Origin of the sequence: Rhizobium sp. LjRoot98 (genome assembly GCF_964252935.1) — a bacterium.
GTDB lineage: Bacteria > Pseudomonadota > Alphaproteobacteria > Rhizobiales > Rhizobiaceae > Pararhizobium.
This window is the reverse complement of record NZ_CAXUPW020000002.1, coordinates 145,400-172,269: the sequence shown is the minus strand read 5'-3', so window position 1 is coordinate 172,269 and position 26,870 is coordinate 145,400. Positions and strand designations below refer to the sequence as shown.

Annotated in this window: 23 protein-coding genes; 15 read left to right on the top strand and 8 right to left on the bottom strand. The window is 59.5% G+C overall.

From position 1 onward, the window contains the following. The first annotated feature begins 85 nt into the window (after positions 1-85). The 3 genes from ACSQ3J_RS09425 (at position 86) to ACSQ3J_RS09415 (ending at position 3,094) form a co-directional block, all read left to right on the top strand. The gene (locus ACSQ3J_RS09425; protein ID WP_436039030.1) at positions 86-1,300 is read left to right on the top strand and encodes a pyrophosphate--fructose-6-phosphate 1-phosphotransferase; all 1,215 of its coding nucleotides are present in this window, start codon (positions 86-88) and stop codon (positions 1,298-1,300) included. Between the two features lie 84 nt (positions 1,301-1,384). Further along, positions 1,385-2,020, top strand: a complete 636-nt coding sequence (locus ACSQ3J_RS09420) for a LysE family translocator (RefSeq protein WP_060506729.1) — start codon at positions 1,385-1,387, stop codon at positions 2,018-2,020. Positions 2,021-2,137: 117 nt separating this feature from the next. Further along, on the top strand, positions 2,138-3,094 hold the full coding sequence (locus ACSQ3J_RS09415; protein ID WP_060506728.1) for a lytic transglycosylase domain-containing protein: 957 nt from the start codon (positions 2,138-2,140) through the stop codon (positions 3,092-3,094). A 59-nt stretch (positions 3,095-3,153) separates the two neighbouring features. On the opposite strand, the gene ACSQ3J_RS09410 is transcribed toward ACSQ3J_RS09415, so the two are convergent. Together ACSQ3J_RS09410 and ACSQ3J_RS09405 are read right to left on the bottom strand one after the other, a co-directional pair. Next, positions 3,154-4,506: a serine hydrolase domain-containing protein gene (locus tag ACSQ3J_RS09410; RefSeq protein WP_060506727.1), complete on the bottom strand. Its 1,353-nt coding sequence runs from the start codon at positions 4,504-4,506 to the stop codon at positions 3,154-3,156. A 119-nt stretch (positions 4,507-4,625) separates the two neighbouring features. Further along, positions 4,626-6,065, bottom strand: coding sequence for a putative bifunctional diguanylate cyclase/phosphodiesterase (locus ACSQ3J_RS09405; protein ID WP_060511778.1), 1,440 nt, complete (start codon positions 6,063-6,065; stop codon positions 4,626-4,628). Between the two features lie 295 nt (positions 6,066-6,360). On the opposite strand from ACSQ3J_RS09405, the gene ACSQ3J_RS09400 reads away from it, so the two are divergent. The 4 genes from ACSQ3J_RS09400 (at position 6,361) to ACSQ3J_RS09385 (ending at position 10,650) form a co-directional block, all read left to right on the top strand. Beyond that, positions 6,361-7,611, top strand: coding sequence for a DUF3419 family protein (locus tag ACSQ3J_RS09400; RefSeq protein WP_060506725.1), 1,251 nt, complete (start codon positions 6,361-6,363; stop codon positions 7,609-7,611). After that, complete coding sequence (locus ACSQ3J_RS09395; protein ID WP_060506724.1) at positions 7,608-8,285, top strand: class I SAM-dependent methyltransferase; 678 nt, start codon at positions 7,608-7,610, stop codon at positions 8,283-8,285. Before ACSQ3J_RS09400 ends, ACSQ3J_RS09395 begins: the two co-directional genes overlap by 4 nt. Before the next feature lie 208 nt (positions 8,286-8,493). Beyond that, a complete protein-coding gene (locus tag ACSQ3J_RS09390) occupies positions 8,494-9,309 on the top strand; it encodes a glycoside hydrolase family 25 protein (RefSeq protein ID WP_060506723.1) in 816 nt (271 codons plus the stop codon). Positions 9,310-9,441: 132 nt separating this feature from the next. Continuing rightward, a complete protein-coding gene (locus tag ACSQ3J_RS09385; protein WP_060506722.1) occupies positions 9,442-10,650 on the top strand; it encodes a lytic murein transglycosylase in 1,209 nt (402 codons plus the stop codon). On the opposite strand, the gene ACSQ3J_RS09380 is transcribed toward ACSQ3J_RS09385, so the two are convergent. Then, complete coding sequence (locus tag ACSQ3J_RS09380) at positions 10,637-12,040, bottom strand: cation:proton antiporter (protein ID WP_244482379.1); 1,404 nt, start codon at positions 12,038-12,040, stop codon at positions 10,637-10,639. The two genes, ACSQ3J_RS09385 and ACSQ3J_RS09380, sit on opposite strands and share 14 nt — an antisense overlap. A gap of 93 nt (positions 12,041-12,133) precedes the next feature. Here ACSQ3J_RS09380 and ACSQ3J_RS09375 point away from each other — a divergent pair, with 93 nt between their 5' ends. Further along, positions 12,134-13,069: a DMT family transporter gene (locus tag ACSQ3J_RS09375; protein WP_060506721.1), complete on the top strand. Its 936-nt coding sequence runs from the start codon at positions 12,134-12,136 to the stop codon at positions 13,067-13,069. A 527-nt stretch (positions 13,070-13,596) separates the two neighbouring features. On the opposite strand, the gene metF is transcribed toward ACSQ3J_RS09375, so the two are convergent. The 4 genes from metF to ACSQ3J_RS09355 form a co-directional block, all read right to left on the bottom strand. Continuing rightward, a complete protein-coding gene (gene metF, locus ACSQ3J_RS09370) occupies positions 13,597-14,523 on the bottom strand; it encodes a methylenetetrahydrofolate reductase [NAD(P)H] (protein WP_436039029.1) in 927 nt (308 codons plus the stop codon). A 1-nt stretch (position 14,524) separates the two neighbouring features. Further along, a complete protein-coding gene (locus ACSQ3J_RS09365; protein WP_060506800.1) occupies positions 14,525-15,553 on the bottom strand; it encodes an ArsR/SmtB family transcription factor in 1,029 nt (342 codons plus the stop codon). A gap of 189 nt (positions 15,554-15,742) precedes the next feature. Beyond that, complete coding sequence (ettA, locus tag ACSQ3J_RS09360; protein WP_060506719.1) at positions 15,743-17,392, bottom strand: energy-dependent translational throttle protein EttA; 1,650 nt, start codon at positions 17,390-17,392, stop codon at positions 15,743-15,745. Positions 17,393-17,484: 92 nt separating this feature from the next. Next, positions 17,485-18,252, bottom strand: coding sequence for a ribonuclease T2 (locus ACSQ3J_RS09355; protein ID WP_244482377.1), 768 nt, complete (start codon positions 18,250-18,252; stop codon positions 17,485-17,487). Between the two features lie 191 nt (positions 18,253-18,443). On the opposite strand from ACSQ3J_RS09355, the gene ACSQ3J_RS09350 reads away from it, so the two are divergent. The 7 genes from ACSQ3J_RS09350 (at position 18,444) to ACSQ3J_RS09320 (ending at position 26,429) form a co-directional block, all read left to right on the top strand. Beyond that, positions 18,444-19,379 (top strand): alpha/beta hydrolase, encoded by a 936-nt coding sequence (locus ACSQ3J_RS09350; RefSeq protein WP_060506718.1) that lies wholly within the window; start codon positions 18,444-18,446, stop codon positions 19,377-19,379. Between the two features lie 13 nt (positions 19,380-19,392). Then, positions 19,393-20,343, top strand: a complete 951-nt coding sequence (locus ACSQ3J_RS09345) for a DMT family transporter (RefSeq protein WP_060506717.1) — start codon at positions 19,393-19,395, stop codon at positions 20,341-20,343. Positions 20,344-20,379: 36 nt separating this feature from the next. Further along, a complete protein-coding gene (locus tag ACSQ3J_RS09340) occupies positions 20,380-22,026 on the top strand; it encodes a thiamine pyrophosphate-binding protein (RefSeq protein ID WP_060506716.1) in 1,647 nt (548 codons plus the stop codon). A 229-nt stretch (positions 22,027-22,255) separates the two neighbouring features. Further along, positions 22,256-23,560 carry a sn-glycerol-3-phosphate ABC transporter substrate-binding protein UgpB gene (ugpB, locus tag ACSQ3J_RS09335; RefSeq protein ID WP_060506715.1) on the top strand — a complete coding sequence of 435 codons (1,305 nt, stop codon included), beginning with the start codon at positions 22,256-22,258 and terminating at the stop codon, positions 23,558-23,560. A gap of 83 nt (positions 23,561-23,643) precedes the next feature. After that, the gene (ugpA, locus tag ACSQ3J_RS09330; protein WP_060506714.1) at positions 23,644-24,525 is read left to right on the top strand and encodes a sn-glycerol-3-phosphate ABC transporter permease UgpA; all 882 of its coding nucleotides are present in this window, start codon (positions 23,644-23,646) and stop codon (positions 24,523-24,525) included. Between the two features lie 9 nt (positions 24,526-24,534). Next, positions 24,535-25,383, top strand: coding sequence for a sn-glycerol-3-phosphate ABC transporter permease UgpE (gene ugpE / locus ACSQ3J_RS09325; protein WP_060506713.1), 849 nt, complete (start codon positions 24,535-24,537; stop codon positions 25,381-25,383). Continuing rightward, positions 25,383-26,429, top strand: coding sequence for a sn-glycerol-3-phosphate import ATP-binding protein UgpC (locus tag ACSQ3J_RS09320; protein ID WP_060511776.1), 1,047 nt, complete (start codon positions 25,383-25,385; stop codon positions 26,427-26,429). The genes ugpE and ACSQ3J_RS09320 overlap by 1 nt, the downstream gene beginning before the upstream one ends. 54 nt (positions 26,430-26,483) lie before the next feature. Here the strand turns inward: ACSQ3J_RS09320 and ACSQ3J_RS09315 are convergent, their stop codons facing one another. Then, entirely contained in the window at positions 26,484-26,822 is a 339-nt protein-coding gene (locus tag ACSQ3J_RS09315; RefSeq protein ID WP_060506711.1) for a TIGR01244 family sulfur transferase, read from the bottom strand. Positions 26,823-26,870 lie beyond the last annotated feature (48 nt).

Sequence of the window (26,870 nt, the reverse complement as noted above, 5' to 3'; positions counted from 1 at the left end):
TACATGCAGCATGTCATTTAACTTCCATGGGAATTGCGCTAGAGAGACCCCGAACGATCTTGCCGCAATCCCCGAGGAGGACTCCATGGCCAAACAGAAAGTTGCAATGCTGACCGCAGGCGGGCTCGCGCCATGCCTATCCTCTGCCGTGGGCGGCCTGATCGAGCGCTATACCGACATTGCGCCCGATATCGAATTGGTAGCCTATCGCTCCGGCTATCAGGGCCTGCTGCTGGTCGATCGCATCGAAATCACCCGCGATATGCGCGAAAAGGCGCATATCCTGCACCGTCACGGCGGTTCGCCGATCGGCAATAGCCGGGTGAAGCTGACCAACACGGCCGATTGCATCAAGCGGGGCCTGGTCAAGGAAGGCCAGAACCCGTTGCGCGTCGCAGCCGAACGGTTGGCCGACGACGGCATCACCATCCTTCACACAATCGGCGGCGACGACACCAACACGACGGCGGCCGACCTTGCCGCCTATCTCGGCGCCAACGGCTACAACCTCACCGTCGTCGGCCTGCCGAAGACCGTCGATAACGACGTCGTGCCGATCCGCCAGTCGCTCGGCGCCTGGACTGCCGCCGAATACGGCGCAAAGTTCTTCGACAATGTCAGCAACGAACAAAGTGCCGCACCGCGCACGCTCGTCGTCCACGAAGTCATGGGCCGCCACTGCGGCTGGCTGACAGCAGCGACCGCCCGTTCCTATATCCAGCATATCGACGACCGGGAATTCGTCGATGGTTTCATGATGAACCGTCAGATGAAAAATATCGACGGCCTCTATCTGCCCGAGACCGCTTTCAATCTGGAAACCGAAGCCGAACGGCTGCGCGCCATCATGGACAAGACAGGTTTCGTCACCCTGTTCGTCTCGGAAGGCGCCTGCCTCGATGCCGTCGTTGCAGAGCGCGAAGCAGCCGGTGAAGCCGTCAAGCGCGACGCCTTCGGTCACGTGAAAATCGACACGATCAATGTCGGCGGCTGGTTCTCCAAGCAGTTCGCAGCCCTCCTCGGCGCCGAACGGTCGATGGTGCAGAAGTCCGGCTACTATGCCCGCTCCGCACCGGCGAATGCCGACGACCTGCGCCTCATCCAGGGCATGGTCGATCTTGCCGTCGAAAGCGCCCTGAACAAGGTCTCCGGCGTCACCGGCCATGACGAAGATCAAGGCGGCAAGCTGCGGACAATCGAATTCCCGCGCATTCGTGGCGGCAAGCATTTCGACACCTCGGTCAAATGGTTCGGAGAGGTCATGGATGTGATCGGCCAGAAATGGTCGCCGGCAAACTGATATCCGGCTTATAAACGCCTATTGACGGCTCCGTTTGCGCATGGCTTCCTCGATCGAACGCCAAGTCCAAACGGAGCCGTTTTCATGTCGATCGAACACTGGCTGGCCTTTGTCGCCGCCTCCTCCATTCTTCTCGCCATTCCCGGTCCGACCATTCTTCTGGTCATCTCCTATGCGCTCGGGCATGGGCGAAAGGTCGCAAGCGCGACGGTCGCCGGCGTGGCGCTGGGCGACTTCACCGCAATGACGGCCTCGATGCTTGGGCTCGGCGCACTGCTGGCCACATCTGCAACAATTTTCACCGTCCTGAAATGGGTTGGCGCCGCCTACCTGATCTGGCTCGGAATCAAGCTCTGGCGTGCGCCGATCGCAACCGAGGCTGCCGATGGCACCCTGTCGGTACCCGCAGAAAAGCCGCTGCGGATATTCCTGCACACTTATGTGGTCACCGCCCTTAATCCGAAAAGCATTGTGTTCTTCGTCGCTTTCCTGCCGCAGTTTCTCGATCTCAGCCGCCCGCTGTTCAACCAGATGCTGATCTTTGAAACCACATTTCTGGTGCTCGCAACGCTCAACGCCACGCTCTATGCACTGATGGCATCGGCTGCGCGCCAGACGATTCGAAAGCCCAAAGTTCAGGCCATCGTCAACCGCACGGGCGGGTCGCTTTTGATCGGCGCGGGCCTTCTAACAGCGGGCTTGCGGCGCGCCGGCGCCTGAAAAGACGTCCCGCGCTTGCGGTTCAGCGTCTCATAGGTTAATGACATCCGGCGCATGGTGGCCTCTGGCTGCTGATTTGCATAGGGCCCTGTGGCCTGACAGCACGAAAGTGACAGCATGGCGAATTTCCGTTTTTCCGTTTCAAAACCGGCTGTTACGGCCTGTGCCCTGATCTCGGCCTCGCTTGTCAGCGGTTGCTCGAGCATCGAGCGGACACCGATGGAACAGCTGATGGCGGTGCAGACGGTCACGCCGCTGCCCAAGCCCGGAACGGAAATGACGGCTTACGCTCTGCCGGCACCGGATGGCGTCGCTGCAACGACCGCAGCACTGGCAGCCGAAACAGCCATGATGAAGCCCGGTGAGACGGCAGCGACCCAGGTTGCCGCGACCAACCAGACTGAAACACCTGCAGTGGCCGCCAATGCACTGGTGGCTCCCCAGACATCTGCAGCCGCTCAGGCGGCAACAGCAGCCGTCCTGCCGGACACGGCCAACACCATGGTTTCGGCGAAGTCCGATCGCATGCCCCAGATTCCAGAGGGCATGATGATGGCGGCGATGGAATCGGATTTCGATACTGGCGAGCCGGTCGGTCTGGAAACCTTGGTCGCCAAGCGCATGATCGTCCCGATGGCCAAGCCATCGATCGGCGCCAGCGCCTATGCGATGGCAAAGTCGATACCGGCGTCCTTGGGCATCACGGAAAAGCCGACAAGTTCGCGCCCGGAACTCGACCGCCTGATCGCCTATTACGCCAAGCTCAACAATATTCCGGAAGAATTGGTCCACCGCGTCGTCAAGCGCGAGAGCACCTACAATCCGCGCGCTTACCATGCCGGCAATTACGGCCTGATGCAGATCCGTTACAACACGGCCAAGGGGCTTGGCTACGAAGGCCCCGCCGAAGGCCTGTTCGATGCCGAAACCAACCTGAAATATGCGACGAAATATCTGGCCGGTGCCTGGATGGTGGCCGACAACCAGAACGACGGCGCCGTCAAGCTCTATGCCAGCGGCTACTATTACCACGCCAAGCGCAAGGGCCTGCTTGAAACGCTTGGCATGAAGTAAGGCCGGGCCGGCCTCTCCTTATCATGTTTCAACTTTAGTGATTTCAAGCTTGGAAGCGGTCAGTTGACCGCTTCTACTATTTTGGCCTGCAGCTGGCGCACATCATAGCCACTGCGCGACGGCGTCAGCCCCAGCCGGACGACCGCTAGGCCAAGCGACGGTACCAGCATCACGGTCTGACCGTCATGCCCCTGCAGCCAGTAGGCATCACCGGGCAAAGGCGGCCCGCCGTCACTTCCGAACTTTGTCCAGACCTGCCCTGCCCCGTAGCGTCCGCCCGATGCCTGGGTTGGCGTGCGCATGTAATTGACAAAGTCCTGCGGCAACAATTGTTCACCGTTCCAGCTGCCATTCTGCAGGAGGAAGAGGCCAAACCGAGCCCAGTCCCGCGCTGTCGCATACATATAGGACGAGCCGACAAAGGTGCCATGCGCATCCGGCTCCAGGACTGCGCTGTTCATCCCAAGCGGCCTGAACAGCGCAGCGCGCGGAAACGTCAGTGCCTCGCGCACGCTGCCGAAGGTGTCCATCCAAAGCCGCGACAGAATGGTCGATGTGCCACTGGAATAGCTGAAACGCTCGCCTGGCTTTGCCTCCAGCGGCTTGGCCGCCGAGAAATTGGCCATGTCGCCTTCCAGATAGAGCATGCGCGTGACGTCAGTCACATCGCCGTAATCCTCGTTGAACTGCAGACCGCTCTGCATGGCCATGAGATCGGCAAGCTTGATCTGGCTGCGCGGATCGTTACGCCATTGCGGCAGAAGTTCTGTCCGGTCGAGCGCCATCTGACCGTCGCGGATCCGCAAGCCGATCAGGGCAGCCGTCACCGACTTGGTCATCGACCAGCCGAGCAACGGCGTTGCACTGTTAAAACCCTCGCCGTAGTTTTCCGCAACGATCCTGCCATCCTTGACGACGACGATGGCGCGCATGCCAGGGCCTGCAAGCTGCGGATCGGTCAAAAGCGTCTGGACTGCCGGATTGACGGCGGTGCCGCTGCCATCCGGCCACGGCTTGGCATCATCCGATTGCGGCGCCCGGCGGCGAAGCTGCCGGTTTCCGGGGAAAGCTGCGAATTCGCCCTCGGTGACATTGGTGCAGCCAAGCCCCTCACGATAGATGGCCCGGCCCGGCGCCGCAAAACCGAACATGCGCGCTGTGACTGTTTTTCGCATGTTATCGACGGATATCCGCACCAGGCGCAGAAGCGGATGCCCAGGCGCTTGGACATCCTCGGCAAGAACCGTGTTTGCATCCCTGTCGGCAATGAAAACGTTGGAGCAGACGATCTTGGCTGCATAACCGTCACCGACCCGCAGCAAATCCGGCGGCATGATGACAAGCCAGCCCGCGGCAGCTGCCACTGCTGCCGATACCGAGCCTGCGAGCCAGAACCACCGTTTTCTCTTCATGCACATCGTCCCTGCTTCGCTGGTGTCAGAAGAACAGGATTCCACGCATTTAGGAAGGCTTTGTGGCAATCACTTTGATGCTAAACATGTTTCTTGAGCCTCGTCCGGGCAATCCGGCTCTAGCCGATTAACCGCGCCGCGAGCCTTTCCGGCTCCCGCTGAAGGATGGCAATCGCGCCCTCCGCCGACACCGGCCTTGAAATCAGAAAGCCCTGGGCTTCCGAAGCGCCAAGCGCCCGTACGAATTCCATCTGCCCCTCGGTTTCGATACCCTCTATCGTGGTCGACACCTGGAACGTGTTTCCAAGCTGTAGGATGATATCGACGATTTCGGCATCCCGCTGATTGCCAAGCATCGCCTGGGTGAACGAGCGATCGACTTTGAGCTGGTCGAGTGGAAAACGCCTGAGATTGTTGATCGACGAAAATCCGATGCCGAAATCGTCAAGCGCGATACGGACACCATAGGCACGGAGTTCAGTCAGGCTTTCGCGGATGATATCGGCATCGACATAGAAGATCGACTCGGTGACCTCGATGGTGAGCCTGCCTGGAGCAAGTCCGGCTTCATCAAGGCACGCTTTGACATGGGGAACGAAAGCGCGGTCCTTGAACTGGTCTCCTGCGACATTGACCGCGACGCCAGTTGGTGCAGGCCACCGCGCCGCTTCCAGGCAGGCGGTCCTCAAAACCCAGTTTCCGATTGGCAGGATCAGGCCGGTCTTTTCGGCAGCAGCGATGAAATGATCAGGCGGGATGATGCCTTTGTCCGGGTGGCGCCAGCGAATCAGTGCTTCGAAGGAGCGGATCGCGCGGCTCTCGATACCGACGATCGGCTGGTATTCCAGATAGAATTCGCCGGCCGCCAATGCGCGGGAAAGATCATACTCGATCTCGCCTTTGCGCGTTGCCTCCTCCGCCATTTCTGGCGCATAGACCATATGGCTGTTGCCGGCAATTTCCTTGGCCTTGTAGAGTGCCAGGTCGGCGCGCTTGAGAACCGCAGAAATTGACCGGTCTTCCGGCTCTATATAGGCGACGCCGATGCTCCCGCCCGTCCAGAACTGCGCGGACGAAAGCTGAAACGGCTCGATGAAAAGACCTTTGATGGTCATGCAGATATCGTCAAGCTTGCCTTGCGACGGAGAGCCGGCAACGACGATAACAAACTCATCTCCGCCCAGCCTATAAACCGCGGCGATGCCTGACATTGCTTGGATCAACCGCTGGCCAAGCGCGACAAGCAACGCATCGCCAGCATCGTGCCCCATGGAATCGTTTACGAATTTGAAGCGATCAAGATCGAGCATCAACAGAGCCGTGCGGCCTGGAGGCATCGATCCGGTGGTGAGCAGTTCGCGAAGATCGCGCTCCAGCGCGACGCGATTGGCGATACCCGTCAGCTGATCTGTGTGGACAACCCGCGAGAGGTTTTCTTCCGTCCTGCGGCGCAACTCGAGTTCTTCCAGCAGGCGGCTTTGCGCACGTCCCCTCTGGTAAAAGAACAGGCCGCAGACAAGCGGCATGACGATCAATGAAGCAACTGAAATTGCGAGCATTCCACTGCCCCAAACCCCGTGAACATCAGCGATCATAGCGTCATAGAAAATACAAACTGCCGGAAACAATGCTCCGATCACCGCGCCCATTGCAGCATACCGCTGCTCGGGCTTCGGTAGGAAAGCCTTTAACATCATGTTAGCGCCCCGAAAAACTCACTGTATCTAACATATACAAACTTAATCAATTCTTATGGGTAAAAAATCATACAAAACCAGCATCATTGCAGGCGTCATCAAAGTGTAGCGGACTCGTCTTAGAAGCTCCTCCAACGTCAACGGATGGCAGGCTGACATGACTGATCTCGCACCCGATGCAGGCTACGGCAAACGAAACCGCAAGCTGAAAACCGCCTTGCTTCAGCATAAGCCGCTGAGTTTGGAGGGCCTGTCGGAGCGTCTCTTCGGATTGCTGTTTTCCGGTCTCGTCTATCCGCAAATATGGGAGGATCCGGCCGTTGATATGGCCGCGATGCAACTACGGCCCGAGCATCATATCGTGACCATTGCTTCCGGCGGCTGCAATATGCTGGCTTATCTATCGGCAGCGCCCGAGCGCATTGATGTGGTCGACCTCAACCGGCATCACGTGGCTCTCAACCGTTTGAAGCTCGCCGCCTTCCGTCATCTGCCCACTCATGCGGATATTGTCCGGTTCCTTGCACGGCATGATCATGCCGCCAACGTCCAGGCCTACGACCTTTTCATCGAACCAAAGCTGGATGGCGAGACACGGAAATACTGGAGCGCCCGCGGCCTGACCGGCCAGCGCCGCATCAACGTTTTCGGCAAAAACATCTACCGTACAGGTCTGCTCGGCCGCTTCATCGGCCTGGGGCACCTGCTGGCGCGGCTGCATGGTGTCGATCCGAGCGAGCTTGCCAATACCCGTTCCATGCGCGAGCAGCGCCAGTTCTTCGATGAACGGCTGGCGCCCCTGTTCGACCGTCCGGTCATCCGCTGGATCACCAGCCGCAAAAGTTCACTGTTCGGTCTCGGCATCCCACCGCAGCAGTTCGACGAACTGGCCAGCCTTAGCGCGGAAAAGTCGCTGGCCGGCGTCCTGCGTCACCGGCTTGAAAAGCTTTCATGCCATTTCCCGCTGAAGGAAAATTACTTTGCCTGGCAGGCCTTTGCCCGCCGCTATCCGCTGCCGCACGAGGGCGACCTGCCAGACTATCTGCAGGCCAGCCGCCACGAAACGATCCGCAACAATGCCGAGCGTGTCCATGTGCATCACGCCAGCTTCACCGAACTGCTGGCCAAGAAGGCTGCCGGTTCCGTCGACCGTTATGTCCTGCTCGATGCGCAGGATTGGATGAACGACCGTCAGCTCAACGATTTGTGGACCGAAATCACCCGCACATCCGCAGAGGGCGCCATGGTCATCTTCCGCACCGCTGCCGAAGCCAGCATTCTGGAAGGCCGCGTCTCCGAAAACGTGCTTGGCCAGTGGCATTATGATCGTGAGCAGTCGCAGGCGCTCAACCTGAAGGACCGCTCGGCCATCTACGGAGGCTTCCACATTTACAGGAAAGTGGCATGACGGCGGTCAGCACCGAAACAGGCACCAGCCATGCCGACCGCATGGACCGGATGTATCGCACCCAGCGGCATTTCTACGATCTCACCCGCAAATACTATCTGTTCGGGCGTGATACGCTGATCAACGAGCTGAATGTTCCAGCCGGTGGCAGCGTGCTTGAAGTCGGCTGTGGTACCGGCCGCAATCTGGCGCTGATTGGCCAGCGCTTTCCGCATGCGCGGCTGTTCGGGTTTGACATCTCAGCGGAAATGCTCGTCTCCGCCGAGGCAAAACTCGGCAAACCCGGCCAGCCCAGAACAATCCTGCGCGTTACCGACGCCACCGATTTCCAGGCGTCCGAGTTCGGCGAAACCGGGTTCGACCGGATCGTCGTCTCCTATGCCCTGTCGATGATCCCGGATTGGGAAAAGGCAATCGGCACGGCCATCGCGGCACTGAATCCTGGCGGATCGTTGCATATTGCCGATTTCGGCCAGCAGGAACGCCTGCCCCGCATGTTCCGGCGTGTCCTCCAAACATGGCTGCAGCAGTTCCACGTCACGCCGCGCAAGACGATGGAAAGCGTGCTCAGGCTCATAGCCAGCGACGTCGGCGGCACCGTGGAATTCCGCCCCATTGGACGCGGCTACGCCTGGCTGTTCATCTACCGGCGCCCGGCAAAGCAAGGCAGCTAGCTCCGCGACATCATGGTGTTTCGCGGTAAATCAGCCCAAAATGCATGCTTCTGGCGCTCCGCTGCGCCACCTTCGCAATTGCCGCTTGAAACTAACTCAATTTTTACGATGATATGGTGAAAATGAGGCTCACGCCTCCTGGGGGATTCACATCAGCGGATATCATCGCGTGAGGCAGCAACGTCGATCGTTTCAGAACGGAAACCTCATGCGCCGGCTCCTCCTGGCTCTCCTGCCTATTGTCTCGCTTCTTTCCGCCTGCACGATGACCGATTACGATCTCGTCTCCACGGCATCGATCCCGCCAAAGTTTCAGGACAAGGATCCGCAGAATTTTGGCGCGCGCACGCCGCAGCATCACAATATCCACGGCATCGACGTGTCGAAATGGCAGGGTGATATCGATTGGGCCAAGGTAAAAGGCTCCGGCGTTTCCTTCGCCTTCATCAAGGCGACCGAAGGCAAGGACCGGATCGATGCCAAGTTCGGCGAATACTGGCAGCAGGCCCGCGCCGCCGGCTTGCCCTACGCGCCCTATCATTTCTATTATTTCTGCTCGACAGCCGACCAGCAGGCCGACTGGTTCATCGCCAACGTGCCGAAAAGTGCGGTCTACCTGCCGCCGGTTCTCGACGTCGAATGGAACGGTGAATCCAAGACCTGCACGTATCGTCCGTCGCCGCTGACCGTACAGACGGAGATGAAACGCTTCATGGACCGGCTGGAAGCCTATTACGGCAAGCGCCCGATCATCTATACCTCGGTCGACTTCCACCGCGACAATCTCGTCGGCCAGTTCAAGGACTATCATTTCTGGGTTCGCTCCGTCGCAGCACACCCGACGGAAATCTATCCCGAGCGCCGCTGGGCCTTCTGGCAATACACCAGCACGGGGGTCATCCCCGGCATCCAGGGCAATGCCGACATCAACGTCTTTGCGGGTTCACAGAAGAACTGGAAAAGCTGGGTTGCGGCCGTTTCAAAACCGCGCGCACCCGCAGAAATCCAAACGGCGCAAAACTGATACAGACGCGGCGGCATTTCTTCTTTCCGCCTCATTGCCGTGTGACAGCCGCTGCCATATTTTCAGCGAAACAAGAGCAGCCCGTTTTTACGCTGCTTTCGGCCGGTTCCGGCCTTACAACAAGGATTTGCGATGACACGCAGCACACTGCGCTCCGTTCTCTCGATCGGTTTTCTCACCCTTCTCACCTCCTCTGCGCTGGCACAGCAGCCGGCCACGCCAGCCGTTCCGTGCGGCGGCGATCTCGCCACCTTCCTTCAAGGCGTCAAGGCAGAAGCGGTTGCCAAGGGCATTCCAGCCGACGTCGTCGATCGTGCGTTGGCCGGTGCGGCCATTTCTGAAAAGGTATTGAGCCGCGACCGCGCCCAGGGTGTCTTCAAGCAGAGCTTTACCGAATTTTCCCAGCGCACCGTCAGCAAGGCCCGGCTGGATATCGGCGCCAAGAAGATGAAGGAATATGCTGCCGTCTTCGCACGGGCGGAGAAGGAATTCGGCGTTCCGGCTCCAGTCATCACCGCGTTCTGGGCGATGGAAACCGATTTCGGCGCAGTCCAGGGCGATTTCAACACCCGCAACGCCCTGGTGACGCTGGCGCATGACTGCCGCCGCCCGGAAATGTTCCGCCCGCAGCTGATCGCAGCCATCGAGATGGTCCAGCACGGCGACCTCGACCCGGAAACAACGACCGGCGCGTGGGCAGGTGAAATCGGCCAGGTGCAGATGCTGCCGGAAGACATTATCGCGCAGGGCATGGATGGCGATGGCGATGGCCACGTCAACCTCAAGCAAAGCTCGCCGGATGCTATTCTGACGGCTGCAAAGTTCATCAAGAGCCTCGGCTTCACCGCAGGCCAGCCCTGGATCCAGGAAGTCAACCTGCCGGAAAACCTGCCCTGGGAAAAAACCGGGCTTCAGACCGGCATGACCGCAGGCGACTGGTTCAAGCTCGGCGTCAAGCCGCGCGACGGCAACACCGCCTTCCCGCAGCTCGCCTCGTCGCTGGTCATTCCGCAGGGCCGCCACGGCGTCGCCTTCCTGACCTATCCGAATTTCAACGTCTATCTCGAATGGAACCAGTCGTTCATCTACACGACCTCGGCTGCCTATTTCGCCACCCGGCTTGCCGGTGCTCCAACCTATGACACCCACACCCCCGAACCCGGCTTGAACGACGAAAGCATGAAGGAGTTGCAGACGAAGCTGCAGGCCATGGGCCATGACGTCGGCAAGATCGACGGCATTCTCGGCTCAGGAACCCGTGCGGCGCTGCAGAAGGAACAGCAGCGCCTTGGCATACCGGCCGATGGCTGGGCGACGCAGGCGGTGCTTAGCGCTCTGTAATATCCGTTTCTGGCTTGATGTCAGACTTTGCCCGCCGCCGGCGGTGGCGGGCAAGACGCAATGCGCGGTAGCGCAACTTCAGCGACCAACGGGCAGCGGCAAGAGCCGCGCCACCTTTCGACACTTCGCTCAGTTCGCGTGCATAGGCGACCGCAAAGGCCTTGCGATAGGTCAGCAGATGTTCGGAAGCGATATTTTCCAATCGGTGCATCATGCTCACCCAAAGCGGCGAAACCAGCAACGACACCGCCGTAACGGCGATTGCCACCTTGTAGGTATCAAACTGCAGGACACCAGCACCAAGGCCCGCAGCCGCCAGCACGAATGAAAACTCGCCGATCTGCGCCATCGACAGTCCGGCGACCAGGGCCACCTGCGGCGACGAGCCGGTCTTGCGCAGCAGGAAAATGTTCAGCACCGTTTTTGCCGCAATGACGATCACTGCAGCACTGAGCACCGACCAGAAATTCTCGCCGATAAAGGTCAGGTCGATCAGCAACCCGATCGACAGGAAGAAGACCACCAGAAGCACGCTCTGGATCGGCTCGATCACCGGTATGACCCGGCTGCGCAGCGTAGAGTTTCCGATCACAATACCGGACAGAAATGCCCCATAGGCCGGCGACATGCCCGCAAGACCTGAAATGGCGGCAGCACCGAAGCAGACGGCAAGCGCGCCCAATGCCAGGATCTCGACCTTGTCCTCGACCGCCTCGCTATAGGGAACCCTCAATTTCCCGTGGCGGCCAAACCACCACAACAAGGCGGCCAGCATGGCAATGGCGATAATCATCTTGATTGCAATGGTGCCGAAATGCGTCTCCTCGCCGCCAAGGCTTGAGACCAGGATGAGCATCGGAACCACGGCAATGTCCTGAGCGATCAACACACCGACGGCGATCCGCCCGGTCTCGCTGCGCAGTTCCCCCATGTCTTCAAGCATTTTCATGGCGACGACGGTGGAGGACATCGCGATAACGAAGCCGAGGATCAACCCCTCGGCCATGGTTGCGCCCGTGATCAGCGCGATCAGCCCGGCCGCGGCGATAGCTGCGATCACCTGCCCGCCTGCCACGCTCAAGGCCTGCCGCAAGCTGAGCACAAACGCCTTGATCGACAATTCCATGCCGATGAAGAACAACAGGACGACGACGCCCATTTCGGCAAGCAGGGTGACATTGGCATTGTTGGAGATAAAGCCGAACCCCGTCGGCCCCAAGGCAACGCCCGCCAGGATGAACCCGACCAGCGGCGGCTGGCGCAGGCGCAGGAACCCCAGCCCGAGGATGGCTGCGACCGCGACAACGATCGCGATGGAGATCAGCCCCTGACCATCATGCGCGGCGGATATGGATTGTGTCGTCAACTGCTCCAGCAGATCGTCCTTCATATCTGTGACATGGTCGAGAATCGGGTGGCTAAAACCCAGGACAAGGCTTAACCCTCGGTATGTTCCGAATGAGGCAGGGGAAGGTCAAGTCACATGCACGCGAAAACGGACGGTCTGCAAAACCGAATGACGCTTGCCACCTGGGGGCTTCTGGCTCTGCTCGGGCTGATCTGGGGCGGTTCATTCTTCTTCGCACGCATCGCCATCCAGCATGTACCGGCGTTTACCCTTGTTCTGTTGCGTGTGGCGCTGGCCGCATTGGCGCTGCATATCTACATCTTCGGCCGTTATGACATCTATCGCGAACTCAAGGCGCGATGGCCGCAGTTCCTGCTGCTCGGCCTCATCAACAATGCCATTCCGCACACGTTCATCTTTCTCGGCCAGACGCAGATCGGCGCTGGCCTCGCCGCCATCCTCAACGCTACCACACCGGTCTGGACAGTGCTGATTGCCAACGCGCTGACGCAGGATGAAAAGCTGAGCCTGGCCAAGATCATCGGCTGCCTGCTCGGCCTTGCCGGCACCGCGGTGCTGATCGGCCCAAGCGCCCTGCCCGGTCTCACGCAGGCGGGTAGCAGCATACCGCTCTGGGCTTTGCTGTTTCCGGTGGCAGCCGCGATCAGTTACGGTTTTGCGGCAACGTACGGCAAGCGATTCCGGGGACTGGCAGCGCCAGTCACGGCGGCCGGACAACTCACCGCCTCAACGCTGATCATGCTGCCGCTTTCCCTGATCGTCGATCAGCCCTGGCAACTGGTCTTCCCGCCAATGACCTCCGTGCTGGCGATCCTGGCATTGGCCCTTCTGTCGACTGCTTATGGTTACATCCTGTTCTTCCGCATCATGAGCCGGGCCGGTGCCACCAATACGTCGCTGGTCACCCTTTTGGTGCCGCCAAGCGCCATTTTCCTCGGTTTCCTGTTCCTCGGGGAAACGCTGGAGCAGACCGATATTGCCGGCATGCTTTTGATCGCCGCCGGCCTTGTGGTGCTTGATGGCCGCCTCTTGCCCGGCCGCCGCACATGAACCCCAATGACGGAATCAAACTGCCGCCCGCGCTTCGATGATGTGTCCAATCGGCCACTCACAGCGCATTTCAGTGCGTTACATTAACCAAAGCAAAGGCATTGTGAAAAAATTGTGGCAGCGGCCAAAACCTCATTCAATCATGACCTTAACCCTGTGAACAAGGTTTGACGGCACCTCCGATACCGCAATGCAGCATAACTTTTCCTTTCATGCGTGACATTTTCCCCCTATCTTCCGGAGGTCAACGCAAGGAGGGCCGGTTATGGGAATTACACATTCGTTGAATGTCCTCATGATAAGTGCAGCGTTTGTATTTGTCGCAACGATGCTTTTCATCTGAAAGCATTAGCCACATAGTCCAATCGATAAAGAAGGACTTTAGAACCGCAATCCATTGCAGCAGCATCCAGCCAGGCAAGGCGCCTCGTGAAGGACCGCAAGCCTGAAGCTGACAAAGATAAAAGCCCTTGAAACCGTCCGGTCTCAAGGGCTTTTCTTTTATCGATGGCGCCGCATTGGCCTTCTCAGGCAGCGGCACCGGCTGACCGGGAAGGTACAGCAGCCGGCACTACCCGCTCAAATCCAACCAGATCGCACACGGCCGTCACCAGCGGCGAACGGTTCATCGTATAGAGATGGAAATCGCGAAGGCCGCGCCGTGCCAGATCGACGATCTGTTCGGCGGCGATATGGGTCGCTTCCTTGAAGCGCTCCTCCGGGCTTTCATCGAGATGGATCAGCCGGGTGATGATGGCCTCGGGCACCCTTGCACCACAGAGCCCGGCAAACTTGGTAATGCCCGCGAGGTTGTTGATCGGCATGATACCTGGAACGACAGGAATGGTGATGCCCGCCCGCCGGACACGCTCGAGATAGCGCTCGAAATCATTGTTATCGAAGAAGAACTGGGTGAGTGCCCGCGTAGCGCCATTATCGACCTTGCGTTTCAGCATGTCGATATCAGCATCAACATCCGGGCTTTCCGGGTGCTTTTCCGGATAGGCAGATACCGAGATTTCAAAATCGCCCTTCTGACGGATGGCCGCCACAAGGGCCGCAGCATTTTCGTAACCGTCCGGAAACGGCTCGTATCGGGCACCAATCCCCCCTTGCGGATCGCCGCGAAGCGCCACGAAATGGCGTACGCCGTTGCCGATGAATTCATCGACAATCGCATCGACTTCCGCCTTCGTCGCGCCGACGCAGGTCAGGTGGGCGGCCGTATTGGCAAAACCCTCATCATGGATCATCCGTTGCACGGCGGTCAGTGAACGTGCCTTGGTCGAGCCACCGGCGCCATAAGTCATCGTCACGAAGGCCGGATCGAAGGCAGACAGGTCTGCGACGGTCTGGAACAGGTGGGTTTCCATATCGTCGTTCTTCGGCGGAAAATATTCGAAGGAAAGCCGCAGGTTTCCGCGTTCGGCCGGGTAAAGGGTGTGTATCGCCATGTCATGTCCTCCCGGCATAGGCGAGAGCGCGTTTGCCCTCGGGTGTATCGATTGTAGCCGCCTGCCGCTGGTCGCGGGCAAGCCAGATGGTCACCGTCAACTGCCGGTCCCGGCCTGTGTCCGGGGTCAGATCCACCGTCTCCTCGACAGTCAGCCCGGCCTTCTCCAGCCAATCGGCCATCGTCTGGCGTGAAAAGCCGAGACGCATATGCGCATGCTCGTCACGCAGATATTCCAGTGTATGGGGGGCAAGATCGATGATCGCCAGCCGGCCGCCGGGGACAAGCATGCGGGCGGCCTCTGCGATCGCCGCCTGCGGTTGGGGCAGAAAGTGCAGGACCTGATGGATGGTGACGAGATCGAACTGACGGCCATCCAGCGGCAGATTGAAGATATCGCCATGCCGGATCGAAGCCTTGGTGATCCCAGCGCGGTCCAGATTGGCGCGGGCAACGGCCAGCATGTCGCGGCTGGCATCCACACCGACGCCACGGCGGTACAGCCCCTCGAAAAGTTGCAGGATACGGCCGGTTCCGGTCCCCAGATCGAGCAGACCATCGACAGGTTCGGTACCGACGACCTTTTTCAAGGCGGCCTCGACATCTGCTTCGCTGACATGCAGGCGGCGCAATTCGTCCCATTCGGCGGCATTGCGACTGAAATAGTCCTGCGCTTTTTCCGAACGCGCCTGTTTCAGCGCCGCCAGCCGCTCACCGTCGCGCGTCAACACCGCGTCGGCAACATCGGAAGCCGACAGCAGGTCTCGCACCAGCGCCACGCCAGCCCCCTCGCCTCGCAGGCGAAAATAGGCCCAGGCACCTTCCTGATAGCGATCAATCAACGCGACTTCCGCAAGCAGCTTCAAGTGACGAGAAATTCGGGGCTGCGATTGACCGAGAATTTCGGTAAGATCGGTAACGGTCAGGTCGCCGGCAGCCAGGAGCGCCAAAAGACGCATGCGCGTCGGCTCGCCAGCCGCTTTCAGCACATCCACCAACTCGTCCAGCCCCAGCCCGTGCTCTCGCGCCATCACCAACCTCATCAACACATAAAGATATGTTTATGTGATTTTCGGATTTTCCGCAAGTTGAAATGTGGCATTGGCCACAGGCTTCGGAACATGAAAAAGGCGGCCCAAGCGGACCGCCTTCGTCTCAATTCATCAGGCGAAACAAGTATCGGTTTCGCAACCCTGGTGCGACCAACGAGGCCCGCCCCTTTATCGCGTCAGGCGCTTGTAGCTGACGCGGCTCGGATTGACCGATTCCGGGCCAAGGCGGCGGATCTTGTCCTTTTCGTAGTCTTCGAAGTTGCCTTCGAACCATTCTACATGGCTGTCGCCTTCGAAGGCGAGAATGTGCGTCGCCAACCGGTCGAGGAACATGCGGTCGTGGCTGATGATCACAGCGCAGCCCGCAAAGTTTTCCAGAGCGATTTCAAGCGCTGCCAGCGTTTCCGTATCCAGGTCGTTGGTCGGTTCGTCGAGAAGCAGCACGTTGCCGCCGGCCTTCAGCATCTTGGCAAGGTGAACGCGGTTGCGCTGACCGCCGGAGAGATTGCCGACCTTCTGCTGCTGGTCGGTGCCCTTGAAGTTGAAGGCGCCGCAATAGGCGCGCGAGTTCATTTCCAGCTTGCCGAGCTTGATGACTTCGGCACCGCCGGAAATTTCTTCCCAGACGGTCTTGTTGCCATCAAGTGCATCGCGGCTCTGATCGACATAACCGAGCTTGACGGAATCACCGACGCGGAACGTACCGCTATCCGGCTTTTCCTGGCCAGTGATCATCCGGAACAGCGTCGTCTTACCAGCACCGTTCGGGCCGATGACACCAACGATGCCACCTGGCGGCAGCTTGATCGACAGGTCGTCGATCAAGACGCGATCGCCATAACCCTTGGTGATGTTTTCGGCTTCGATAACCACCTGGCCGAGGCGTTCGCCGATCGGAATGATGATCTGCGCATCGCCAAGACGCATCTTGTCAGCTGCTTCGACCAACTCGTCATAGGCCTTGATGCGGGCCTTCGACTTCGACTGGCGGGCCTTCGGGCTGGACGCAATCCATTCCTGCTCGCGGCTGATCGCCTTCTGGCGGGAGGCGTCTTCGCGGTTCTCCTGCGCCATGCGCTTGGCCTTGGCCAGCAGGTAGGCCGAGTAGTTGCCTTCGTAGGGAATGCTGCGGCCACGGTCGAGCTCGAGGATCCAGCCCGTGACGTTGTCAAGGAAGTAACGGTCGTGGGTGATCATCATCACGGCGCCGGGATACTGGCGCAGATGGTTTTCCAGCCAGCCGATGGTTTCTGCGTCGAGATGGTTGGTTGGTTCGTCGAGAAGCAGCAGGTCCGGCTTGGAGAGCAGCAGCTTGCACAAGGCGAGGCGGCGGCGCTCACCACCCGAAAGGTTGGTCACGTCGGCATCGCCGGGCGGGCAACGCAAGGCTTCCATCGCCATCTCGACCTGACTTTCGAGGTCCCACAGATTCTGGCCGTCGATGATATCCTGGAGCTTTGCCCCCTCTTCCGCCGTCTCGTCGGAATAGTTCATCATCAGTTCGTTGTAACGCTCGAGGATGGCGGTCTTGTCGGCCACCCCTTCCATGACGTTTTCCATCGCCGTCTTGTTCGGGTCGAGCTGCGGCTCCTGCGCCAGGTAACCCACCGTCGCGCCCTGGGCGACCCAGGCTTCGCCGGTATATTCCTTGTCGAGACCGGCCATGATGCGCAGTACGGTCGACTTACCGGCACCGTTCGGGCCGAGAATACCGATCTTGGCGTCCGGATAGAACGACAGATTAACATTCTCCAGCACCTTCTTGGTGCCGTAGGACTTGTTCAGCCCGGACATATGATAAATGAATTGACGTGCCATAGAGAGACTGCTCCGACGGAATGGGATTTTGCCCGCTATGTAGGCGAATTATCCCGGCGGAGCAATGAAGAAACCGGCTTTAGCCACGCCATTCACTCAATGCCGGCCGTATCGACGGCGCCTTTTGCACATTTGAAATCGGTATCGGCGGCCGCAAGGATCAGAGTTGAAAGGCCGGACATGGCTGAAACATCGCCCGCCAAGCCGATCGTCAGCCCGGTGACAACGCTGCGCGCACCGGCCTTCTCACACCGCATCCGGACACGATCACCCGATCCCTTGCCAAAGCTCTCGTCAAAGGCCTGTTTGACCTCGCGTTCCGTGACGTCCTGACCAAGCCGGGCCGCAAACAGGGCGCGCACCGCCGAGCCGTTGATTTCCTCGAGAAGACGAAGCTGCACCGAAAAATAGTCCTGCGCGGTGCTACCATGGCACGTGCCACTGCGCAGCCACTGATGCCGGTCGAGGCCTGATTGCGTTCCCGGCATGGCCACCATCAGCTTCGCGGCCGTCTCCTCCGCCATCGCCAGTTGCGGCAGGTCCAGCCAGTCGCCCTTGCGGTCGCGCGCTTTGATATCCGCAGAAACGCCGCAATAGCTCTTCTTCACCGGCCAAAGGCCGTGCAGGGAGAAATGGGTTGCGTCATAACGCTCCGAGGTCTGGCCGGCGCATTCCTTGCGGTTTGGCCGGGTTTCGCAAAATCCCGGCTGCCAGCTGATGGCGAAAATGTACTCGGTCTTACCTTTCACGGACGCGGCCTCCTCCGCCGCAAAGACCGGCGGCACAAACAGCACAGCGACCAGGATCATCCCCAGACGATGCAGAAACGGCACGAAGACAGTCCTCACATTTCCCGGCATATGGGCCTCCGCCAACAAGAACAAAACAAGATCATTTAGCGATTAAAACGGGAAAATTGCAACCAGAAATCCATGTGTGGCCGATTTTTCCTGACCTGATGTCAAACAAGCACCAAGCGCCGGTTGCCTTTGGCTGTTAAATCAAGTTGATAAAGATCAAGCGCAGAATTTCGCCTGGGAGGATCTAACGGGTGTTCGCCACGGTCGAAACGTTGCAAAGCCCAAGTGGAGCCGCCCTCGCCTGGCGCCATTGGCCTGCCAGCGGCCCGCATAAAGGCGTACTGCTTATCAGCCACGGACTGGCCGAACATTCCGCCCGCTATGCCCGTTTGGCCGAAGCCATGGCCACCCACGGTTTTAACGTCTATGCGCACGATCATCGCGGTCACGGCGCAACCAAAGCCGCCGATGCACCGCTTGGCCGCTATGCCCAGTCGCAAGGAACAACCAAGGTTGTCGAGGACGTCCGGGCAATGCGCGCGATGGCCGCAATCCGTCACCCTGGCCTTCCCGTCATCCTATTTGGCCATTCCATGGGTGGCCTGATCGCGCTGAATGCCGCAGAGGAAGACCCTGCTCTTTATGATGGGCTGGCTGTCTGGAATTCCAATTTCAATCCAGGCCTTGCCGGCCGCGCAGCGCAGGCCCTGCTTGCCATCGAAAAGATGCTGAAAGGCTCCGATGTGCCGAGCACGCTGTTGTCGAAGCTGACATTTGGCACCTGGGCCAAATCCATCCCCAATCGCAAAACCGATTATGACTGGCTGTCGCATGACCCGGTAGAAGTGGCAAAATACATCGCTGATCCGCTCTGTGGTTTCGATGCCAGCGTTTCGATGTGGATCGATCTATTCAAGCTGACTTTCGCCGGGGCAGAGCCGGACCGGCTGCAGCGGTTGCCGCAGGACCTGCCGATCCATCTTGTCGGTGGCGGCCAGGATCCGGCCACCAATGGCGGCCGGGAAATCTCGTGGCTGGCTGAGCGCATGAAAAAGGTAGCGTTGAAGCACGTGACGACAGTGGTCTACCCCACCATGCGCCATGAAACCTTGAACGAAATTGAGCGCGATGGTGCCATGCGGGATTTTGCCGGCTGGTGTCTTTCCGTCGCGGAGCAACGGAAATGAGCAAAGACCTGGCATGACCGGTATTCCCGCAAACCCGGCAACACGCAGCAACGACGTTTCCTTCGGCCTCAGCCTGATGGTCATCGCGGTGCTGATCTCGCCGCTGATCGATATTTTTGCAAAACTCGCAATCACCACCGTTCCCTCCGCAGAAATCACCGCCGTGCGTTTCGTCCTGCAGATGATCTTCATCCTGCCGATCGTCATCGTCCGCGGTACATTGTTCGATCTCACCTGGAAGAAAACCGGACTGCATATGCTGCGCGGCGGACTGCTCGTCGTCACAATGCTGTCCTTCATCACCACGCTGAAGGCGATGGAAGTGGCGGATGCCATCGCCATCTTCTTCGTCGAACCGATCATCCTGACCATCCTCGGCAGCATCTTCCTCAAGGAAACCATCGGCTGGCGGCGGTATACCGCCTGCGGCGTCGGCTTTTTCGGCGCGCTTCTGGTGATCCAGCCAAGCATGCAGGAAGTCGGCTGGATTGCGCTCTTGCCGGTTGTCTCGGCCTTCGGGCTTGCTGTGTTCCTGCTGGTCACCCGCATGGTGGCGCAGAACGAGGACCCATGGTCGATGCAGTTTCACGCCGGCGTCTGGGGCGCGCTGTTTTGCGCTGTCCTGCTGTATATCGGCGACGGCACCGGGTCGGAGATTTTCGATCCCGTCCTGCCGGATATGACCGCCAGCCTCTATCTGCTCGGCGTCGGCGTCACCGCAACGATTTCCGGTGTGCTCGGTGTCTATGCCTATCGCGCCGCCCCCGCCTCGGTGCTGGCGCCGCTGCAATATCTGGAGATCGTCTCGGCGACGATCTTCGGGTGGCTGGTTTTCGGCCACCTGCCCGATGCACTGAAATGGCTGGGTATCGCCATCATCATCGGTTCGGGCCTCTACATCATCTGGCGCGAACGCCGGGTCAACAAAACAGCGGGTATCGCGCCGGTCTCGCCGGCCATCTGACACAACATTTTCTAAGACGCTTTGGGAGGAGCAGACATGAAGACAGGCGGAGAATTGATCGTTGAGGCGCTGAAGGCAAATGGCGTCACGCGGGTGTCCTGTGTGCCGGGCGAAAGCTATCTCGCGGTGCTCGACGCGCTCTACGACACCGATATCGATGTCGTGGTCTGCCGTCAGGAAGGCGGCGCCGCGATGATGGCCGACGCTTGGGGGCGGCTGACCGGCGAGCCTGGCATCTGCATGGTGACACGTGGTCCCGGCGCCATGAACGCATCCGCCGGCCTGCACATCGCCCGCCAGGATTCGATCCCGATGATCCTGTTCATCGGCCAGGTCCAACGCGATGCCCGCGAACGTGAGGCTTTCCAGGAAATCGAATATCGCCGCGCGTTTACCGAAATCGCCAAATGGGTCGGTGAGATCGACGATCCCGCCCGTATCCCGGAATTCGTCACCCGTGCCTTTGCAGTCGCCACATCCGGCCGCCCCGGCCCGGTGGTCCTGACCTTGCCGGAAGACATGCTGACGCAGAAGACGCAAGCGGCCTCGGCAAAGCCCTATCAACCGGTGGAAAGCCATCCCGGCCCCGGCCAGATGCGTGAGTTGGAAGCCCTGCTCGCCAAAGTCGAACGGCCGATCGCCATTGTCGGCGGCACGCGCTGGAGCGAAAAGGCCGTCCTGCAATTTCAATCCTTTGCCAAACGCTTCGATCTGCCTGTCGGCTGCTCCTTCCGCCGCCAGATGCTGTTTGATCATCTTCATCCAAACTATGCCGGTGATGTCGGCATCGGCATCAACCCGGCGCTGGCCAAGGACATCCGCGAAGCAGACCTGGTGCTGTTGATCGGCGGCCGGTTCTCCGAAATGCCGTCTTCGGGCTATACCCTTCTGGACGTGCCCTATCCGCAGCAGACGCTGGTGCATGTCTATCCCGACCCCGGCGAACTCGGCCGGGTCTACCGTCCGGACCTGGCCATCGCCGCGTCGCCCGCTGACTTCGCAGCCGCCCTGGAGACGCTGACGCCGGCTCAGCCGCACAGGCAGTCGGAGCGAACGGCACGGATGCATCAATCCTATCTCACTTGGTCGACCCCGCCGGAAACCGGTCCCGGCGACGTGCAGATGGGACCGATCATGCGCTACATCGAAGCAAACACGGCAAAGGACACGATCTTTGCCAATGGCGCCGGCAACTATGCCACCTGGCTGCACCGCTTCCATCGTTTCCAGCAATTCAATACGCAGGCGGCGCCGACATCGGGTTCGATGGGTTACGGCCTGCCAGCAGCGGTTGCCGCCAAACAATTGCATCCTGAGCGGGAGGTCATCTGCTTTGCCGGTGACGGCTGTTTCATGATGCACGGCCAGGAATTTGCCACCGCGGTGCGCTACAACCTGCCGATCATCACGCTGGTCATCAACAATGGCATCTACGGCACGATCCGCATGCATCAGGAGCGGGAATATCCGGGCCGGGTCAGCGGCACCGATCTCACCAATCCGGATTTCGCTGCCTTTGCCCGCGCCTATGGCGGCCACGGTGAGCTGGTGGAAAAGACGGAGGAATTTGCCGGCGCCTTCGAGCGTGCCCGCCAAAGCGGCAAGCCGGCGATCATCGAGATCAGGCTTGATCCGGAGGCGATCACGCCCACGCGCACACTGAGCCAAATCCGCAATGGCTAATTAAGCATTCTCCGCCAGACAGTTATGCCGGAGAAAAGCCGGCATCTTTTGGTGGACAAAGCGCTTTCGGCTTCTATGTCTATGTGACAACATTGTGGCATCCGGGGCCTTGCATGGTTCTCTGTGCAGGCTTGGATGTCGTGAATTCCGCTATCGATCGAGGAGGATCGCCAGCGGAACGTGATGAAAGTGCACCGTATTCCGTTTGTCACCACCAGGGAGGAAAAACATGAGACGTTCATTTTTCACATCGACCGCACTCTTTGCGCTCTCGCTTACGCTGCCGGCGAGCGCCTATGCCGCGACCGATCTGCAATGGTGGCATGCGATGACAGGCGCCAACAACGAGGTCGTCAACCAGCTGGCCAAGGAATTCAACGAGAGCCAAGCCGAGTACACGATCACCCCCGTTTTCAAGGGCACCTATCCGGAAACGCTGAACGCCGGCATTGCCGCCTTCCGTTCGCAGCAGGCACCGGCGATCATCCAGGTTTTTGATGCCGGCAGCGGCGTGATGATGGGCGCGGAAGGCGCAATCGTTCCAGCAGCCGACGTCTTGCAGAAGGGCGGCTACACGTTCGACAAATCGCAATATCTTGCCGGCATCGTGGCCTACTATTCGAAACCGGACGGTACGATGCTGTCCTTCCCCTACAATTCATCCTCGCCGATCCTCTACTACAACAAGGATATCTTCCAGAAAGCCGGACTTGACGCCGACAACCCACCGAAAACGTGGCCGGAAGTGTTTGATGCTGCCAAGAAGATCAAGACCAGCGGTGCCGCCGCCTGCGGGTTTACGTCCACCTGGCTGACGTGGATCCAGACCGAGAACTTTGCCGCGTGGAACAATGTTGCCTATGGCACCCATGAAAACGGCCTCGGCGGCAATGACGTCAAGCTCGAGTTCAACTCCCCTCTCTTCGTTCAGCACTTTCAGTCCATTGCCGATCTCGCGAAGGATGGAACCTTCCGTTACGGCGGCCGGACATCGGAGGCCAAGCAGCTGTTCATGTCGGGCGAGTGTGCGATCCTCACAGAATCCTCCGGCGGCCTGGGCGATATCATCAAGTCCGGTGTGAAATACGGTATCGGCCAGCTCCCCTATTACGAAGGACATGGCCCGCAGAACACAATTCCCGGCGGCGCAAGCCTTTGGGTCTTCGGCGGCAAGAGCGACGAGGAATACAAGGGTGTCGCGCAGTTCTTCAACTTCCTGTCGCAGACCAAGATCCAGGCCCGCCTGCATCAGGTATCCGGCTACATGCCGGTGACGAATGCAGCTTACGAAGACACCAAGAAATCCGGCTTCTATGACAAGAACCCCGGCCGCGAAACGCCGATCCTGCAGATGATGGGCAAGGCGCCCACCGAAAATTCCAAAGGTGTGCGCCTCGTCAACCTGCCACAGGTGCGCGACATCATGAATGAGGAATTCGAGGCGATGCTGGCTGGCCAGCAGGACGCCAAGGCAGCGCTCGACAAGGCCGTCGAACGTGGGAACGCTGCCATCACCGAAGCCGTCGGTAACTAACCCTCCGGTCACCCGCCGCCCGCATGCGTTTGCGGGTGGCGGGGACGCCGTCTCGCTGCCCGTCCGCCGCTGGAGGAGAACCTTTGCACAACGTTGCGTTTCCCAACAAGATCCTGCCTTATCTGCTGATCGCGCCGCAGATCATCCTGACAGTCATCTTCTTTTTCTGGCCGGCCAGTCAGGCCCTGTATCAGTCCATGGTCCGGCAGGATCCGTTCGGCCTGAAAAGCGGGTTCGTCGGCCTTGCAAACTTCAAGGCGGTCTTGTCCGATCCGAACTATATTCACGCCCTGCAGGTCACGGTCGTCTTCAGTCTTTTGACCGCCCTTGTCTCCATGGGCGTCGCTTTGCTCCTCGCCACCGCCGCCGACAAGGTGGTGCGCGGTCAGGGTTTCTATCGCACGCTGCTGATCTGGCCCTACGCGGTCGCACCCGCGGTCGCCGGCATGCTCTGGCTGTTCATGTTCAATCCGGCAATGGGCACGCTCGCCTATCTTCTACGCCGCAACGGCTTTGCCTGGGATCCGCTTTTGAACGGCAATCAAGCGATGGCACTGGTCGTGGTCGCCGCCGCCTGGAAACAGATCAGCTACAATTTCCTGTTCTTTGTGGCAGGCCTACAGGCCATCCCCAAATCACTGATCGAGGCTGCCTCGATCGACGGCGCCCGCGGCAGCAGGCGTTTCTGGACCATCGTCTTCCCGCTGCTTGCCCCGACCACGTTCTTCCTCCTGGTGGTCAACACGGTCTATGCCTTCTTCGATACGTTCGGCATCATCCACGCCGTCACCGGAGGCGGTCCGGCCAAGGCGACAGAAACCCTGGTCTACAAGGTTTACAACGACGGCTTCGTCAATCTGAACCTCGGATCCTCGGCGGCGCAATCCGTCATTCTGATGGTGATTGTCATCGGGCTCACCGCCTTCCAGTTCCGCTTCGTCGAAAAACGGGTGCACTATGGTTGAGGGCAAGAGATGATCGAAAAACGTCCCATAGCCAACCTGATCGGCCACCTCGTCCTCATCCTCGGGATCATCATCGTTGCCTTCCCGATCTACTACACGTTCATCGCCTCGACGGCGACTTCCGAGGCGATCATCCGTCCGCCGATGTCTCTGCTTCCCGGCGGCCATATGGTGGAAAATTACACCGAAGCCATGGCCGGCGGCGTCGAGCGTGTTGTCGGGGTCAGCCTGGAACGGTTGCTCTTCAACTCTTTCGTCGTGGCGATCGCGATCGCCGTCGGCAAGATCGTGATTTCCTTTCTCTCGGCGTTTGCCATCGTCTTCTTCCGCTTTCCCTTCCGCATGGCGTTTTTCTGGATGATCTTCGTCACGCTGATGTTGCCTGTGGAGGTGCGCATCCTGCCGACCTACAAGGTTATCGTCGATCTCGGCATGATCGATACATATGCGGGGTTGACGCTCCCACTGATGGCGTCCGCCACCGCGACGTTCCTGTTTCGTCAGTTCTTCCTGACAATCCCCGGCGAGCTGGTCGAGGCGGCCCGCATCGACAATGCCGGGCCATTCCGCTTCATGCGCGATATTCTGCTGCCGCTGTCGCGCACCAATATCGCCGCGCTGTTCGTCATTCTCTTCATCTACGGCTGGACGCAGTATCTCTGGCCGTTGCTGGTTACCAACGATGCCAAGATGAACACGATCATCATCGGCCTGCGGCGCATGGTCGATTTCACCGACGCATCGACCCCCTGGAATTACGTCATGGTGACTGCGATCCTCGCCATCATCCCACCCATTCTGGTCGTGGTGCTGATGCAGCGATGGTTCGTCAAAGGTCTCGTGGATACGGAGAAGTAATGGCCAATATCATCCTGAACGACGTTCGCAAAAAATACGGCCCGGTCGAGGCCATCCAAGGCGTGTCCCTTGATATCGCCGATGGCGAATTGGTGGTACTCGTCGGTCCGTCCGGCTGCGGGAAATCGACACTCCTGCGCATGATCGCCGGCCTTGAAAGCATTACCGGCGGCACGATCTCGATCGGCGGCCGCGTCGTCAACGAGCTCGAACCATCCGAGCGCGACATCGCCATGGTGTTCCAGAATTATGCGCTTTATCCGCACATGACGGTTCGCCAAAATCTTGCCTATGGCCTCAAGAACCGCAACACGCCGAAAGACGAGATCGACCGGCGCATTGCCGACGCAGCAAAAGCGTTGGAGATCGAGCCCTTTCTCGATCGCAAACCGCGGCAATTGTCCGGCGGCCAGCGGCAGCGCGTCGCCATGGGCCGTGCCATCGTTCGTGAACCGGCGGCGTTCCTGTTCGACGAACCGCTGTCCAATCTGGATGCCAAGCTGCGCGTCCAGATGCGTGTCGAGATCAAGCGCCTGCAACGGGCGCTCGCCACCACCAGCGTTTACGTGACGCATGATCAGATGGAGGCCATGACACTGGCCGACAGGCTCGTCGTCCTGAATGCCGGCCGGATCGAACAGGTCGGCACCCCGATCGAACTTTACGAAAAACCACAAACGACGTTTGTAGCGACGTTTATCGGCTCCCCCTCGATGAATCTCCTGTCCAAAAAATCGTCGAGCGATTGGCGTATCGGCAACGGCCCTTCCCTACCGGCGGGCACAGCGACACTCGGGGTACGGCCGGAGGATCTGCATCTGTCGGCGTCAAATAGCGCAGACAGCGGCCTGACGATCGATGTGAAAGTGGCAGCTGTGGAACTGGTCGGCGCAGAGAGCTATGTTCACGGCACGCTGCCGGATCGCCAGCCAGTCGTCTTTCGGGTTCCCGGGCGGTCGAAGATCGGTCTCGATGATCTCGCCACAGTTCATGCAGCGTGGGAAAACCTGCACTTTTTCGATGACACCGGCCGGCGGCTAGCTTGAGACCCGTTGCTTGGTACGGTGCACAATCGCAAGGATGCGCGCCATCAAGAACTATCAGCCGCGAATGTGCTGGGTCTGCTGGTAGACATTCGTCGAGCGGGCGCCGGAGCGGCAATAGCCGAGCATCGGGCGCTCGAACGTATCCAGCGCATCGACCATTTCACGCACGGCATCGGCAGTCACGCCCATCGGACCGACCGGGATATGGGTGATGCCGAGACCGAGTTCCTTGGCCCGAGCAGCGATGGTTGCGAACTGCGGCTGGTCGGGCTGTTCGAAATCCGGGCGGTGGCAGACGATCGACTTGAAACCAAGCGCCTTGATCGCATCGAGGTCCTCAACCGAAATCTGTCCGGTGACCGAATATTCATCGTTGATCTGGCGAATGTCCATGGCTGTGCCTTCCTCAAAATAATGCCCGGATTGATGTAAGACCGGCGG